The sequence below is a fragment of the Pseudomonas sp. IT-P294 genome (assembly GCF_949767865.1).
Lineage (GTDB): Bacteria > Pseudomonadota > Gammaproteobacteria > Pseudomonadales > Pseudomonadaceae > Aquipseudomonas.
In genome coordinates this window covers 169,362-184,889 of the sequence record NZ_CATKQW010000002.1, presented here as the reverse complement: position 1 = coordinate 184,889, position 15,528 = coordinate 169,362, and the positions used below count along the sequence as shown (strand labels likewise).

Below are 15,528 nucleotides of genomic sequence, written 5' to 3'. Positions count from 1 at the left end.
ATGGGGCCCTTTGTCGTTTATGCCTCTCGGACGGCATGACCTTTGCGTGTGATCCTCATTAATAGCATCGCTTCTGGCGTGCCATCAATTTAATGGCGTCAATGCAGAGGGATATCAAGTGTCGGCTGTTCTCTCACTGTTACAAAGCCGTCTACTGCGGCCTGTGTTCGTTACTCTTGGTATCGCCCTTTTGGTGCAGGTGCTGGTGGCTGTGGCTCTGACTCGGAGCACGGTGACTGCGCTTGAAGCTGATTTGGGTGTGCGTCTGGGTGCCGACAGTCAAAAACTTTCTGGCGAGCTTGAGCAGGCCGGGCGTGAAGTCACGTCGAGCCTGGACAACCTTTCCACCAGTACGCGTCAGCGACTCACCGCCGGCCTGTCTTCGCGACTCAAGGACGAGCAGGTGCAATTGCGGGCGACGCTGGAAAAGGATCTGAAAGATTCGGCCAACGACATGGCGCAATTGCTGGCCTCGGTCGCACCTCGGGCGATGTGGGACAGCGACGTTCCGACCCTGTCTGAATTCGCCCGCCGCGCGCAGCGCAACCCCAACGTGTTGTTCGTGGTTTACGACGACGCCACGGGCCAGCACCTGACGCGCTACCTCAATCGGGAAAATCCGATCAACAAGGCGTTGCTGGAGAAAGGCCAGGGCGAGCGTGCGCTGGACAAGGTGCTGGATGCGGCGAAGAACGATCCGTCGGTCTACTACCTCGAAGCCTCGATCAACCCCAACGGCGTGGAAATCGGCAAGGTCTTGATGGGTGTTTCCACGGCGTCGGTGGAAACCGACCTGGCCGCCCTGGACAAGCGCTTCGCGGCGCTGATCGCCAGTAGCGATCAGCTGGTCGGCGACAGCCTCAAGGGCGCGGCGGCGGACAGTGCCACGGCGATGCGCGCACGCCTGACGTCCGCGCAGTCGACCGCATCTGAAATGAAAGCCAACACCACCAGCACAGTGCAGGAAGCGGCGGCGACGTTGCGCTGGCGCATCGGCATGGGCCTGGCGTTGGTCGGTTGCGGCGTGCTGCTGTTGCTGGCGGTGGTGCTGGGGCGTCGAGTGGTCAATCGCTTGAAGATGCTGATCAGCGCCATGGATGATCTGGCGGCAGGCGAGGGCGACCTGACCAAGCGTGTGCAAATCAGCAGCAAGGATGAAATCGGCGACATGGCCTCGGCGGTCAATCGCTTCGTCGACAAGTTGCAGCCGATCGTGCGCGAAGCGGGCGATGTGGCTCAGCGCACCGGTGTCGAAATTGGCGCCATGACCCTGCGCAATGCCGGTGCCGATAAAGCGGCCGGCATGCAGCGCGATGAAGTGGCCGAGAGCCTGCGTGCGTTGTCGCAGATGGCGGATGAAGCCCAGTCTGAAAGCCATGCGATGCAGGCAGCCTTGCAGCAAGTGGTGGACATTCGTTCGGCCACGGATGAAAACACCCGGACGTCGGCGAAGGTCGGCAGCCTGATCGAGGCATTGGCCGGTCAGGTCGATACCGGGGCGAAAGTCATTGAGCGGCTGGCGCAGCAGAGTGAGCAGATTGAAGTGGTGCTGACGGTGATCCACGGGATCGCCGAGCAGACCAACTTGCTGGCGCTGAACGCCGCCATCGAAGCGGCGCGAGCGGGTGAGACCGGTCGTGGCTTTGCGGTGGTGGCGGACGAAGTGCGGGCGCTGGCGAGCAAGACCCAGAGCTCTACAGGCGACATCCAGGCGCACATCGTGGCCTTGCAGCAAGGGGCGCGTGAAGCGGTGGCCGCGATTGGCCAGGCCGGGCGTCAAGCCAGTGAAGGTTTGCTGGTGCTGCGTGACAGTGCGCGGTTGCAGCAATCGGTGCAGGCGTCGGTCGAGCAAGTGCATGCGGCGATTGGTCTGGCGACTCAGGCAGCGGCGCATCAGGCGCAAGGTGCGCAGGCTGTGCGGGGTCGGGTCGAGACCATTCACGCTCAGGCTGAGAAAGCCGCACAGGCGGTGGTGGAAACCACCGCCAGCGGCAAAGTGCTGGATGGCTTGGCGGCGCAGTTGAAGGCGAGCCTGGGGCAGTTCAGGGCTTAGTGTGTTTTAGGGTTGGCGCCATCGCGGGCAAGCCCGCTCCCACAGTGATTCTGTTGCGCACAAATTGTGTATTTACAGAAGAAAAATGTGGGAGCGGGCTTGCCCGCGATGGCTATCTCAACGGCTCAAATACATCCGCGTCGTCAGCAAATAGACCGGTAATCCCGACACCAAAATCAACAACGCCGCATAAGGCGCCGCCGCCGCAAACTCCACGTTCGCAGTATGCGCCCACACTTCAGTAGCCAGCGTATTAAGCCCGGTCGGACTCAGCAGCAGCGTCGCCGTCAGCTCCTTCATTGCATCCAGAAAGACCAACGCAAACGCCGCGCCCAAAGCCGGAAAAATGATCGGCAGCGTCACTCGGCAAAACGCGCTGAATGACGACGCCCCCAGCGTGCGAGCTGCCTCTTCCAATTGTGGTGCGGCTTTGTTCAGGGCCGTACGAATCGGTGCCTGAGCCAGCGGCAGGAACAGCAGCGCATAAGCAATCAGCAGCAACGCCGAAGTCTGATACAGCGCCGGCACATAGTGCAGGGCGAAGTACACCAGCGTCAGTGCGATCACCAGCCCTGGCAGTGCATGCAGCAGATACGGCAAGCGTTCGGCCCAGATTGCCAGTTGACCTTTATGGCGCACTACCAGCAGCCCGACCGGCACCGCCAGTACCAGGCACACTGCTGCGCCACCGAGGGAAAGTGCCAGCGACGACAATAACGCTTCGCTGATCGCCGCCACGGGGAATGCGGCAGAGGATCCCACTGCCAGCCAGTACACCAACATGCCCAGCGGAATACCGCTGCCGATGACCGCCAGCGCCAGGCAATAAACCTGGCCAAGCGCCGACCAAGACCCCAGCCGAACCTGCTCCGCGCGTCGAGCAGCGCCCTGGCCGGTGCGCACATGCCGGCCCTTGCCGCGAACCCGTAATTCGAGCCACAACAGCATCAGGCACAGCGCCAGCAACACCGCAGAAAGCATTGCTGCATTGGCGTTACTGAATTCCAGTTCGAACTGCTGATAGATCGCTGTCGTGAAGGTTTGCAGGCCGATGATGGACAGCGCGCCGAACTCCACCAGCATGTGCAAAGCGATCAGCAGCGAGCCGGCCAGTAAAGACGGCCACAGCAGCGGCAAGGTGATTTTGAAAAACACACCCCAGCGATTCTGTCCAAGGGTCCGGGCGGATTCCTCAAGCGAAGGATCGAGATTGCGCAGTGTTGCCGCGACCGGCAGAAAAATCAGCGGGTACTTGGACAGGGTCATCACCAGGATCGCCCCGCCCAAGCCTTCGAAGTGAGCGCTCAGTGAGACCCAGGTGAAACTGCTGACAAACGCCGGTACGGCGAACGGCAAGCACAGAATCACGCCCCACAGTCGGCGCCCCGGTAGGTTGCTGCGTTCCAGCAACCAGGCCAGCGACAGCCCGATCACGCCGCAGGCAACGGTTACACCGACCATCAGTGCCAGCGTATTGCGCAGCAGCCCAAACACGTACGGCCGCCAAAGCAGGTGCAGCGCCTCGGCCCAGCCGGCCTGCCAGGTTTTGAGTCCGACATAAGCCAGCGGCAACAGGCTGAGTACGACCAACAGCAACACCGGTAGCAGCAGCCAGATCGATGGCCGCTTGGGCCGTGGCACGTAACCCCCGCTGTCGGCGGGGGCGGATAGCGATGCGCACATCAGTTCAAGCCAACGTCACGTTCCAGGTCCAGGGCTTCTTCGGCGTTGCCAAGGTCGGCTGGGGTGACTTTTGGCGCTTGCAGTTCGCTGAACGGCTTGAGGCCGCGATCCGATGCCATGCCTTTGTGCAGCGGGTATTCAGCGGTGGTCTGGGTGATCACGCGCTGACCTTCTTCGCTGGCCATGTAGGCAAGGAGTTGCTGGGCTTCTTTTGGATGTTTGGTCGATTTCAGCACGGCAGCGCTGGAAACGGTGATCAGTCCGCCGACGTCGCCGCCGGTGAAGTAATGCAATTTCGAATCGAGCTGGCCTTTTTCGCGCTGCAGGGCGAACCAGTAGTAGTTGTTCACCAGAACGGTGGCGATTTCGCCGTTTTCCACGGCTTTGAGGGCGACCATGTTGTTGCTGTAGGTCTTGCCGAACGCGCGCAGGCCGGTCAGCCATTCTTCGGCGGCATCCATACCGTGCACTTTGATGATTGCCACGGCCTGTTCCTGGAACGCGCCACTGCTCGGCACGAAGCCGACCTTGCCTTGCCATTTCGGATCGGAGAACTCCATCACCGACTTGGGCAGGTCTTTTTCGTCGATCAGTTTAGGGTTGAAGGCAACCACGCGGACCCGGGCGGTGATGCCGATCCAGGTGCCGTTGCCGGCGACGTAGTCTTTGGGCAGGACGGCAAGGGTGGCGGCATCGGTTTGCGCCAACAGGCCTTGTTCGCCAAGCTTGTTCAGCGGAGGCGATTCTTCGGTGTAGATCACATCGGCGGGGGAGCGATCGCCTTCTTCGACGACCTGGCTGGCCAGCTGGTTGCTGCTGCCTTTGCGCACGTTGACGTGAATGCCGGTCTTGGCTTCGAAGGCTTTGGCGACGGCATCGCCAACTTCTTTGTGTTGACCGTTATAGAGTGTCAGCGAAACTGGATCAGCAGCCTGGGTGAGGGGAGTGGCGAGGGCCAGGCTGAGCAGGGTGAAGGTCAGGCCGCGGCGCAGGGTATTTCGAAACATCATTCGCAGGGTTCCTCACTGTCGCATTGCAAAAACTTGCAACAATGATAAACGATATTGCTTCTCAAGTACGCCTTGCCGGGCTGTCAAGGCGTTGTTAGAGCGGTGCGCTATAACTTTTCAACGCCCGGAAACGCAAAAACCCGCTTTAGCGGGTTTTTGTGCAATTCCAGATCGACTCTGAAATTTGAATTGGTGCCCAGAAGAAGACTCGAACTTCCACGACCTTGCGGTCACCAGCACCTGAAGCTGGCGTGTCTACCAATTTCACCATCTGGGCATGATCTTCAGCGTTGCCGCTGTTGATGTGGCGCACTATACGGAGAGCGTTTTGATCTGTAAACCCCTGATTTAGATTTAATAAATCAGATGTTTAGAATGCAAAAAACCCGCTTTCGCGGGTTTTTGTGCGAGCCTTGAAATTGATCTAATCTCAAGCTCGAAATTGGTGCCCAGAAGAAGACTCGAACTTCCACGACCTTGCGGTCACCAGCACCTGAAGCTGGCGTGTCTACCAATTTCACCATCTGGGCAGTATCGGCAGCGCTAGTGCGTCGTCGATGGCGCGCACTATACGGAGCGTCTTTTTAACTGTAAACCCCTGGAATTAAAAAAACCTGAAAAATGTTACCAGTGGCATTCAAATCATCATTGGGTTGTCGATAAAGTGCTTTAGATGGGCTGTCACAGCCTGAAATTTCCCGTTTCATTACGCCTATGCCAAACTAACCCGCATATAGACAAGGTGAAAACTCTCTAATGGCCGATTGGCAGTCCCTCGATCCCGAGGCCGCTCGTGAAGCGGAAAAATATGACAACCCTATTCCTAGCCGCGAACTGATCCTTCAGCACCTTGCTGATCGGGGTTCGCCTGCTAACCGCGAGCAGCTGGTCGAAGAGTTTGGTCTGACCACAGAAGACCAGATCGAAGCCCTGCGTCGCCGCCTGCGCGCCATGGAGCGCGATGCTCAACTCATCTATACCCGTCGCGGCACGTACGCGCCGGTGGACAAGCTCGACCTGATCCTTGGCCGCATCAGCGGTCACCGTGACGGCTTCGGCTTCCTGGTCCCGGACGACGGCAGTGATGACCTGTTCATGAGCCCGGCGCAAATGCGTCTGGTGTTCGACGGCGACCGCGCCCTGGCCCGCGTCTCCGGTCTCGACCGTCGCGGTCGCCGTGAAGGCATGATCGTCGAAGTGGTGTCCCGTGCCCACGAGAGCATCGTCGGTCGCTACTTCGAAGAGGGCGGTATCGGTTTCGTTGTGGCGGATAACCCGAAGATCCAGCAAGAAGTGCTGGTCACTCCGGGCCGTAACGCCAATGCGCAGATCGGTCAGTTCGTCGAAGTGAAGATCACTCACTGGCCGACGCCACGCTTCCAGCCGCAAGGCGACGTGGTTGAAGTCGTGGGCAACTACATGGCACCGGGCATGGAAATCGACATCGCCCTGCGCACTTACGATATTCCTCACGTCTGGCCTGAGGCGGTGCTCAAAGAAGCCGCCAAGCTCAAGCCGGAAGTCGAAGAGAAAGACAAAGAGAAGCGCATCGACTTGCGTCATCTGCCGTTCGTGACCATCGACGGTGAAGATGCTCGCGACTTCGATGACGCGGTTTACTGCGAAGCCAAGCCGGGCAAGCTGCGCCTGTTCTCCGGTGGCTGGAAGTTGTACGTGGCGATTGCCGACGTCTCCAGCTACGTGAAAATCGGTTCGGCCCTGGACAATGAATCCCAGGTTCGCGGCAACTCGGTGTATTTCCCCGAGCGCGTCGTGCCGATGCTGCCTGAGCAGCTGTCCAACGGTCTGTGCTCGCTGAACCCGCACGTCGATCGCCTGGCCATGGTTTGCGAGATGACCATCTCCAAGTCCGGCGAGATGACCGACTACTGCTTCTACGAAGCGGTGATTCACTCCCACGCCCGCCTGACCTATAACAAAGTCAGCGCGATGCTGGAAACGCCGAAACTCACCGAAGCGCGTCAGCTTCGTGGCGAGTACACCGACGTCCTGCCGCACCTCAAGCAGCTTTACGCACTGTACAAAGTGCTGTTGGCCGCTCGTCACGTGCGTGGCGCGATCGATTTCGAAACCCAGGAAACCCGGATTATCTTCGGGACCGAGCGCAAGATTGCCGAAATCCGTCCGACCGTTCGCAACGATGCGCACAAGCTGATCGAGGAATGCATGCTGGCGGCCAACGTGGCCACCGCCGAATTCCTGAAAAAACACGAAATCCCTGCGCTGTATCGCGTCCACGACGGTCCGCCACCGGAGCGTCTGGAAAAACTGCGCGCCTTCCTTGGCGAGCTCGGCCTGTCCCTGCACAAAGGCAAGGACGGCCCGTCGCCGAAGGATTACCAGGCTTTGCTGGCAAGCATCAAGGATCGTCCGGATTTCCATCTGATCCAGACCGTCATGCTGCGTTCGTTGAGCCAGGCGGTGTACAGCGCCGATAACCAGGGCCACTTCGGCCTGAATTATGAAGCCTATACCCACTTCACCTCGCCGATCCGCCGCTACCCGGACTTGCTCACGCACCGGGCGATCCGCAGCGTTATCCATTCGAAGCAGGACACGCCGCACGTTCGCCGTGCCGGCGCGATGACCATTCCGAAAGCGCGCATTTATCCGTACGACGAAGCAGCGCTGGAGCAGCTCGGCGAGCAATGCTCGATGAGCGAGCGCCGTGCCGACGAAGCGACCCGCGACGTTGTGAACTGGCTCAAGTGCGAGTTCATGAAAGATCGTGTTGGCGAGTCGTTCCCGGGTGTGATCACCGCCGTGACCGGTTTTGGCCTGTTCGTCGAGCTGACCGACATCTACGTCGAAGGCCTGGTGCATGTCACCGCGCTGCCGGGTGATTACTACCACTTCGATCCTGTGCACCACCGCCTCGCCGGTGAGCGTACCGGTCGCAGCTTCCGCCTTGGCGATACCGTTGAAGTGCGCGTCATGCGGGTTGACCTCGACGAGCGCAAGATCGACTTCGAGATGGCTGAAAAAACCATCAGCGCGCCGATCGGCCGCAAGAAGCGCGGTACTGAAAAGAGTGAGCCAGCCGCCAAGACTGCTGCTAAAACCGCTGCAGAGCCGGCTCCGGAGAAAACCGGTCGTCGTCCTGCGAAGGAAAAGGCTGTCGAGGCGTATCGCCCGAGCGATGCTGCGGCAAAAAATGCCGAACTGCGTAAAAGCCGTGAACTGAAACAGGCGTTGCTGTCTGAAGCGAAAAGCGGCGGTAAAGCGGCGTCTGGGGGAAAGACCGGACGGTCGGCGCCTGACAAGGCTTCCGGCAGCAAACCGAGCAAACACCGTAAAGGCCCGCCGAAAGCGGGTTCAGCCCCAGCCAAAAGCGGCGGGGCGCGTAAACCTAAGGCCAAGTCATGAGTCAGTTGGAAAAAATCTACGGCGTGCATGCGGTAGAAGCATTGCTGCGTCACCACCCGAAACGCGTCAAGCAGATCTGGCTGGCTGAAGGCCGCAGTGATCCGCGTGTGCAGACCCTGATTCAACTGGCGGCGGAAAATCGCGTAGCGGTCGGCAACGCCGAGCGCCGTGAACTGGATGCCTGGGTTGAAGGCGTGCACCAGGGCGTGGTGGCGGACGTGAGTCCGAGCCAGGTCTGGGGCGAAGCGATGCTCGATGAGCTGCTCGATCGCACCGAAGGCGCGCCACTGCTGTTGGTGCTCGACGGTGTGACCGATCCGCACAACCTTGGCGCTTGCCTGCGTTCTGCCGATGCGGCCGGCGCTCTGGCGGTGATCGTTCCGAAAGACAAGTCGGCCACGCTGACCCCGACGGTGCGAAAAGTCGCCTGCGGTGCGGCGGAAGTGATTCCGTTGGTTGCCGTGACTAACCTGGCGCGCACCCTGGAAAAGCTCAAGCAGCGCGGCTTGTGGGTTGTGGGTACGGCGGGCGAGGCTGAGCAAAGTCTGTATCAGCAAGACATGACCGGCCCGACCATCCTGATCATGGGGGCGGAAGGCAGCGGCATGCGTCGCCTGACTCGCGATCTTTGCGACTACCTGGTGCACTTGCCGATGACTGGCAGCGTCAGCAGTCTCAACGTATCCGTGGCGACTGGCGTTTGCCTGTTCGAAGCGCAACGCCAGCGTAGCGTGAAAGCAGCCGGGACCACCAAAAAGTCCTAAGTCTGTGGTAATCCCTGTGGGAGCGGGCTTGCTCGCGATAGCGGCGTAACATTCTGCATTAATGTTGGATGTTGCGGCCCAATCGCGAGCGGGCTCGCTCCCACAGTGGTTTGTGCCGAGGCGAAATAGGCGGTTGAACGAACTGTTCAAATAATCACCAATTGCCTTGCACCTCTCCTGTCCCTTCTCTACAATTGCGCCCCTTGCTGTGACGGCAGGCACGCATGTGTCTATCGCAAGCAAGTCCATTAGTGTCATTCACTCCTTGTCTGACCGCTTTTGAGCGGCAGGCTACAACCCGTAAGGAGCATTCATGCGTCATTACGAAATCATCTTTTTGGTCCACCCGGATCAAAGCGAGCAAGTCGGCGGCATGGTTGAGCGTTACACCAAGCTGATCGAAGAAGACGGCGGCAAAATCCACCGTCTGGAAGATTGGGGCCGTCGTCAACTGGCCTACGCAATCAACAATGTTCACAAGGCTCACTACGTGATGCTGAACGTTGAATGCACTGGCAAGGCCCTGGCCGAGCTGGAAGACAACTTCCGCTACAACGATGCAGTGATCCGTAACCTGGTCATCCGTCGCGAAGAAGCCGTTACCGGCCAATCCGAGATGCTCAAGGCTGAAGAAAACCGCAGTGAGCGCCGTGAGCGTCGCGACCGTCCTGAGCACGAAGGCGCTGAAAGCGCTGATAGTGATGACAGCGACAACAGCGATAACGCTGACGAGTAATCCACGGACCTTTTAAGGAGCCTATCAAATGGCACGTTTCTTCCGTCGTCGTAAATTCTGCCGCTTCACCGCTGAAGACGTGAAAGAGATCGATTACAAAGATCTCAACACTCTGAAAGCTTATGTATCCGAGACCGGCAAAATCGTTCCAAGCCGCATCACCGGTACCAAAGCACGTTATCAGCGTCAGCTGGCCACCGCTATCAAGCGCGCCCGCTTCCTGGCCCTGCTGGCCTACACCGACAGCCACGGCCGCTGAGACCGGGCAGTCGACACGTAGCAAAGGATTGAAAGCATGCGTGCCTTAGCTGAGTTCATCATGCGCGGCCGTATGCAGGCCACTCTCGTAGTGGCCGGATGCGCAACATTGCCGTTGTTGTATTGGTTGGGTGCTGCCGCTGGATGCCTCGTGCTCTTGCGGCGCGGATTGAAGGACGCCATTGGCGTACTTGCTCTGGGATTGCTGCCGGCATTGGTCTGGTGGCTTTACTCCGACGACCCACGGGCACTTCTGGTGCTGCTGGGGTCTTCGAGTCTTGCGTTGGTTTTGCGCGCAAGCGAGTCCTGGGTCCGCGTGCTGCTGGTCAGCGTAGCAGTGGGAACGGTGTTTTCGGTGGTGCTGGGGGCGGCTTTTGCGCCCCAGATCGAGATGCTGGCGCAGGCCTTGATAAAGGTCATGCCGTCGCTACTCGGTGATGTCTACCAGAAGTTGTCGGTAGACGAGCAAGCGCATTTTGCGTCCCTGATTGCACCGGTCCTGACCGGCTTGATTGCGGCCTTGTTGCAAATCGTCAGTGTGCTGAGCCTGATTGTCGGGCGCTACTGGCAGGCGTTGTTGTACAACCCGGGTGGTTTTGGTCGCGAGTTTCGCGCCATCCGATTCCCGCTGGGACCGGCGATTGCAATGCTGGTGTTGATGCTTCTGGGGCCGAACATCGGTCCGCAGATGGCGATGTTGACACCGTTGTGCAGTGTTCCGCTGGTGTTCGCCGGGCTGGCCCTGATTCACGGGCTGGTGGCGAAGAAGCGACTGGCCAGGTTCTGGCTGGTGGGGTTGTACGTCACGCTGTTGCTGTTCATGCAGCTGATCTATCCGTTGCTGGTGGTCTTGGCCATCGTCGACAGCCTGATTGATTTTCGCGGTCGTTCGGCGCCGAAAGACGCCGATAGCGCGAACGGTGAAGGTTAAAAGTTAAGAGGATTTTCACATGCAACTGATCCTTCTGGAAAAAGTCACCAACCTGGGCAACCTGGGTGACAAAGTAAACGTCAAGGCTGGTTACGGTCGTAACTACCTGCTGCCTTACGGCAAAGCTACCGCTGCGACCGCTGCCAACCTGGCTGCGTTCGAAGAGCGTCGCGCTGAGCTGGAAAAAGCTGCAGCAGACCGTAAGATTTCGGCTGAAAGCCGTGCCGCCCAACTGGCTGAGCTGGAAGTGACTATCACTGCCACCGCTGGTGACGAAGGCAAGCTGTTCGGTTCGATCGGTACTCACGACATCGCTGATGCACTGACCGCCTCTGGCGTTGAAGTTGCAAAAAGCGAAGTTCGTCTGCCGAACGGCACCATCCGCAACGTAGGCGAATTCGACGTAGCCGTGCACCTGCACGCCGAAGTTGAAGCCACCGTACGCGTTGTCGTGGTAGCAGCTTAAGCAGCACTTGTCGGCTGGCACCCTCGGGTGCTTGCCGGTAACATCGGGCACGATCCTGTTTACAGGTCGTGCCCTTTGTCTTTCTGCAGTTCCTGATTTACACAACTATTCAAGTGGCCATGAACGATATCTCCGCACCCGAGCAATACGATCTGCAAACCGCTGCCCTGAAGGTGCCGCCGCATTCCATCGAGGCCGAACAGGCCGTGCTCGGTGGTCTGATGCTGGACAACAACGCCTGGGAACGCGTGCTGGATCAGGTTTCGGATGGCGATTTCTATCGACATGACCACCGTTTGATCTTCCGGGCGATCGCCAAACTGGCCGATCAGAACTCGCCGATCGACGTCGTGACCCTTGCCGAGCAATTGGACAAGGAGGGTCAGACCTCGCAAGTCGGTGGTCTCGGTTACCTGGGTGAGTTGGCGAAAAACACGCCGTCCGTCGCCAACATCAAGGCCTATGCGCAGATCGTTCGTGCGCGAGCGACCTTGCGGCAACTGATCGGCATTGCCAGCGAGATTGCCGACAGCGCCTTCAACCCTGAAGGCCGCACGGCTGAAGAGATTCTCGATGAAGCCGAACGGCAGATCTTCCAGATTGCCGAGGCCCGGCCAAAAACCGGCGGCCCGGTGAGCGTGAATGACCTGCTGACCAAGGCTATCGACCGCATCGACACCTTGTTCAACACCGACAACGCCATTACCGGCCTGTCCACCGGTTACACCGACCTCGACGAGATGACCAGCGGCCTGCAGCCGTCCGACCTGATCATCGTCGCCGGCCGTCCGTCCATGGGTAAAACCACCTTTGCGATGAACCTGGTGGAAAACGCCGTGTTGCGCAGCGACAAGTGCGTCCTGGTTTACTCGCTTGAGATGCCAGGCGAATCGCTGATCATGCGTATGTTGTCGTCGCTTGGCCGTATCGACCAGACCAAGGTCAGGGCCGGTCGCCTGGACGATGACGATTGGCCGCGCCTGACCTCGGCGGTCAATCTGCTCAACGATCGCAAACTGTTCATCGACGATACAGCGGGTATCAGCCCCTCGGAGATGCGCGCGCGGACCCGGCGTCTGGTGCGTGAACACGGCGACATCGCCCTGATCATGATCGACTACCTGCAATTGATGCAGATTCCAGGTTCCGGTGGCGACAACCGGACCAACGAGATTTCCGAGATTTCCCGGTCCTTGAAAGCCCTGGCCAAGGAATTCAATTGCCCGGTGGTGGCGCTGTCCCAGCTCAACCGCTCCCTGGAGCAACGACCGAACAAACGCCCGATCAACTCCGACCTCCGGGAATCCGGAGCGATCGAGCAGGATGCTGACGTGATCATGTTCGTATACCGGGACGAGGTGTATCACCCGGAAACCGAGCACAAGGGCATTGCTGAAATCATCATCGGTAAACAGCGGAACGGACCAATCGGTACGTCACGGCTGGCGTTCATCGGCAAGTACACCCGTTTCGAAAACCTGGCGCCGGGCAGCTATAACTTCGACGACGAATAATCTCCGTCGTCTGGTCAGGCCTCATCGCGAGCAGGCTCACTCCCACCTTGGAATGCATTCCCCTGTGGGAGTGAGCCTGCTCGCGATGGGGTCGCCGCTATTTCCGACCATAGCCGTCGGAATTGGTTATTTTTTGTGCTATATTCCGCGCCCGCGATTTTTCATCTCAACACCGGTCATCGTCATGCAAACAGCCAAGCCGTTATTTGACTATCCCAAGTACTGGGCCGAATGTTTCGGTCCCGCGCCATTCCTGCCGATGAGCAGGGAGGAGATGGATCAGCTTGGCTGGGATTCATGCGACATCATCATAGTCACCGGTGATGCGTACGTTGACCATCCGTCGTTCGGCATGGCGATCATCGGCCGGCTGCTGGAGTCGCAAGGCTTTCGCGTCGGGATCATTGCCCAGCCAGACTGGCAGTCCAAAGACGACTTCATGAAGCTCGGCGAGCCGAACCTGTTCTTCGGCGTCGCGGCCGGCAACATGGACTCGATGATCAACCGCTACACCGCCGACAAGAAAATCCGTTCCGACGACGCCTACACCCCCGGTGGCCTGGCGGGCAAGCGTCCGGACCGCGCGAGCCTGGTTTACAGCCAGCGCTGCAAGGAAGCCTACAAGAACGTGCCGATCGTTCTCGGTGGCATCGAAGCCTCCCTGCGCCGCATCGCCCACTACGATTACTGGCAGGACCGGGTGCGCAACTCGATCCTGATCGACGCCTGCGCCGACATCCTGCTGTACGGCAACGCCGAACGCGCGATCGTCGAAGTCGCCCAGCGTCTGTCTTACGGTCACAAGATCGAAGACATCACCGACGTGCGCGGCACCGCGTTCATTCGTCGCGATACGCCCAAAGACTGGTACGAAGTCGATTCCACGCGCATCGACCGTCCGGGCAAGGTCGACAAGATCATCAACCCGTACGTCAACACCCAGGATACCCAAGCCTGCGCCATCGAGCAGGAAAAGGGACCGGTTGAAGACCCGAGCGAAGCCAAGGTCGTGCAGATCCTGGCCAGCCCGAAGATGACTCGCGACAAGACCGTGATCCGTCTGCCATCCGTTGAAAAAGTCCGTGGCGACGCGGTGCTTTATGCTCACGCCAACCGCGTGCTTCACCTGGAAACCAACCCGGGCAACGCTCGCGCGCTGGTGCAAAAGCACGGCGATGTCGACGTCTGGTTCAACCCGCCGCCGATTCCGATGACCACCGAAGAAATGGACTACGTGTTCGGCATGCCTTATGCCCGCGTTCCACATCCGGCGTATGGCAAGGAAAAAATCCCGGCCTACGACATGATCCGTTTCTCGGTGAACATCATGCGTGGCTGCTTCGGCGGCTGCACCTTCTGCTCGATCACCGAGCACGAAGGCCGGATCATCCAGAACCGCTCCGAAGAGTCGATCATTCGCGAAATCGAAGAGATCCGCGACAAGGTCCCAGGCTTTACCGGCGTCATTTCCGACCTCGGCGGCCCGACCGCGAACATGTACCGCATCGCCTGCAAGAGCCCGGAAATCGAATCCGCGTGCCGCAAGCCATCGTGCGTGTTCCCGGGCATCTGCCCGAACTTGAACACCGATCACTCGTCGCTGATCCAGCTGTATCGCAGCGCCCGTGCCCTGCCGGGTGTGAAGAAGATCCTGATCGCTTCCGGCTTGCGCTACGACCTCGCGGTCGAGTCGCCGGAATACGTCAAGGAGCTGGTGACCCATCACGTCGGTGGTTACCTGAAGATCGCCCCGGAACACACCGAGGAAGGTCCGCTCAACCAGATGATGAAACCGGGCATCGGCAGCTATGATAAGTTCAAGCGCATGTTCGAGAAGTACTCCAAGGAAGCCGGGAAAGAGCAGTACCTGATTCCGTACTTCATCGCTGCCCACCCGGGCACCACCGACGAAGACATGATGAACCTGGCCCTGTGGCTCAAGGGCAACGGTTTCCGTGCCGACCAGGTGCAGGCGTTCTACCCGTCGCCGATGGCCACCGCCACCGCGATGTACCACTCGGGCAAGAACCCGCTGCGCAAGGTGACGTACAAGAGCGACGCGGTAACCATCGTCAAGAGCGAAGAGCAGCGTCGTTTGCACAAGGCGTTCTTGCGCTACCACGATCCGAAAGGCTGGCCGATGCTGCGTGAAGCGCTGACCCGTATGGGCCGCGCCGACTTGATCGGGCCGGGCAAGAATCAGTTGATTCCGTTGCATCAGCCGGCGACCGACAGCTACCAGAGTGCCCGTCGCAAGAACTCGACGCCGGCTGGCAGCCACAAAGTGGCCGGGGAAAAGACGACCAAGATCCTGACCCAGCACACCGGCCTGCCACCACGCGCCAGCGATGGCGGCAACCCGTGGGACAAGCGTGAACAGGCCAAGGCTGCGGCGTTCGCCCGCAACCAGCAGGCAGCCAAGGAGCGCAAGGACGCGGCCAAAGGCAAAGGGCCCAAGCCCGCACGTAAGCCGGTCGTACCGCGCTAAGCCTCGCTTGAGCTGAGCAAAACGCCAACCTGATCGTTCCCACGCTCTGCGTGGGAATGCCTCAAGGGACGCTCCGCGTCCAGTGACGCGGAGCGTCACGGGCTGCATTCCCACGCGGGAGCGTGGGAACGATCAAGCCTCTCTTCGCAACATTTTCGTGCAACTGCGCCCAACCAATTTCTCGCATCGCCCGATTTTGGTGCTGTACTGCCTCAAGCAACGGAAGAAAGCGCCAGCG

The 15,528-nt window shown here is 59.5% G+C and carries 11 protein-coding genes and 2 tRNA genes; 9 read left to right on the top strand and 4 right to left on the bottom strand.

What is annotated here, in order from left to right; all coding sequences use genetic code 11:
* The first annotated feature begins 118 nt into the window (after positions 1-118).
* On the top strand, positions 119-2,053 hold the full coding sequence (locus ACM6I0_RS02070; protein ID WP_285431792.1) for a methyl-accepting chemotaxis protein: 1,935 nt from the start codon (positions 119-121) through the stop codon (positions 2,051-2,053).
* 117 nt (positions 2,054-2,170) lie between these two features.
* Here the strand turns inward: ACM6I0_RS02070 and ACM6I0_RS02065 are convergent, their stop codons facing one another.
* The 4 genes from ACM6I0_RS02065 to ACM6I0_RS02050 form a co-directional block, all read right to left on the bottom strand.
* A complete protein-coding gene (locus tag ACM6I0_RS02065; RefSeq protein ID WP_414921358.1) occupies positions 2,171-3,736 on the bottom strand; it encodes an ABC transporter permease in 1,566 nt (521 codons plus the stop codon).
* Positions 3,736-4,746: an extracellular solute-binding protein gene (locus tag ACM6I0_RS02060; protein ID WP_222589540.1), complete on the bottom strand. Its 1,011-nt coding sequence runs from the start codon at positions 4,744-4,746 to the stop codon at positions 3,736-3,738. The genes ACM6I0_RS02065 and ACM6I0_RS02060 overlap by 1 nt, the downstream gene beginning before the upstream one ends.
* A 190-nt stretch (positions 4,747-4,936) precedes the next feature.
* Positions 4,937-5,023, bottom strand: a tRNA-Leu gene (locus ACM6I0_RS02055).
* Positions 5,024-5,189: 166 nt separating this feature from the next.
* Positions 5,190-5,276, bottom strand: a tRNA-Leu gene (locus ACM6I0_RS02050).
* Positions 5,277-5,502: 226 nt separating this feature from the next.
* Here ACM6I0_RS02050 and rnr point away from each other — a divergent pair.
* The 8 genes from rnr (at position 5,503) to ACM6I0_RS02010 (ending at position 15,290) form a co-directional block, all read left to right on the top strand.
* Positions 5,503-8,133 carry a ribonuclease R gene (gene rnr / locus ACM6I0_RS02045; RefSeq protein ID WP_285431795.1) on the top strand — a complete coding sequence of 877 codons (2,631 nt, stop codon included), beginning with the start codon at positions 5,503-5,505 and terminating at the stop codon, positions 8,131-8,133.
* Positions 8,130-8,897, top strand: a complete 768-nt coding sequence (gene rlmB / locus ACM6I0_RS02040) for a 23S rRNA (guanosine(2251)-2'-O)-methyltransferase RlmB (protein ID WP_285431797.1) — start codon at positions 8,130-8,132, stop codon at positions 8,895-8,897. Before rnr ends, rlmB begins: the two co-directional genes overlap by 4 nt.
* Positions 8,898-9,210: 313 nt before the next feature.
* Complete coding sequence (gene rpsF, locus ACM6I0_RS02035; RefSeq protein WP_003217491.1) at positions 9,211-9,633, top strand: 30S ribosomal protein S6; 423 nt, start codon at positions 9,211-9,213, stop codon at positions 9,631-9,633.
* A 28-nt stretch (positions 9,634-9,661) separates the two neighbouring features.
* A complete protein-coding gene (gene rpsR / locus ACM6I0_RS02030) occupies positions 9,662-9,892 on the top strand; it encodes a 30S ribosomal protein S18 (protein ID WP_002551829.1) in 231 nt (76 codons plus the stop codon).
* A gap of 36 nt (positions 9,893-9,928) precedes the next feature.
* Positions 9,929-10,822: a hypothetical protein gene (locus ACM6I0_RS02025; protein WP_090176231.1), complete on the top strand. Its 894-nt coding sequence runs from the start codon at positions 9,929-9,931 to the stop codon at positions 10,820-10,822.
* Between the two features lie 19 nt (positions 10,823-10,841).
* Positions 10,842-11,288 (top strand): 50S ribosomal protein L9, encoded by a 447-nt coding sequence (gene rplI, locus ACM6I0_RS02020; RefSeq protein ID WP_033055552.1) that lies wholly within the window; start codon positions 10,842-10,844, stop codon positions 11,286-11,288.
* Between the two features lie 119 nt (positions 11,289-11,407).
* On the top strand, positions 11,408-12,802 hold the full coding sequence (gene dnaB, locus ACM6I0_RS02015) for a replicative DNA helicase (RefSeq protein WP_285431800.1): 1,395 nt from the start codon (positions 11,408-11,410) through the stop codon (positions 12,800-12,802).
* A 184-nt stretch (positions 12,803-12,986) separates the two neighbouring features.
* Entirely contained in the window at positions 12,987-15,290 is a 2,304-nt protein-coding gene (locus tag ACM6I0_RS02010; RefSeq protein WP_414921357.1) for a YgiQ family radical SAM protein, read from the top strand.
* The last annotated feature ends 238 nt before the right edge of the window (positions 15,291-15,528 follow it).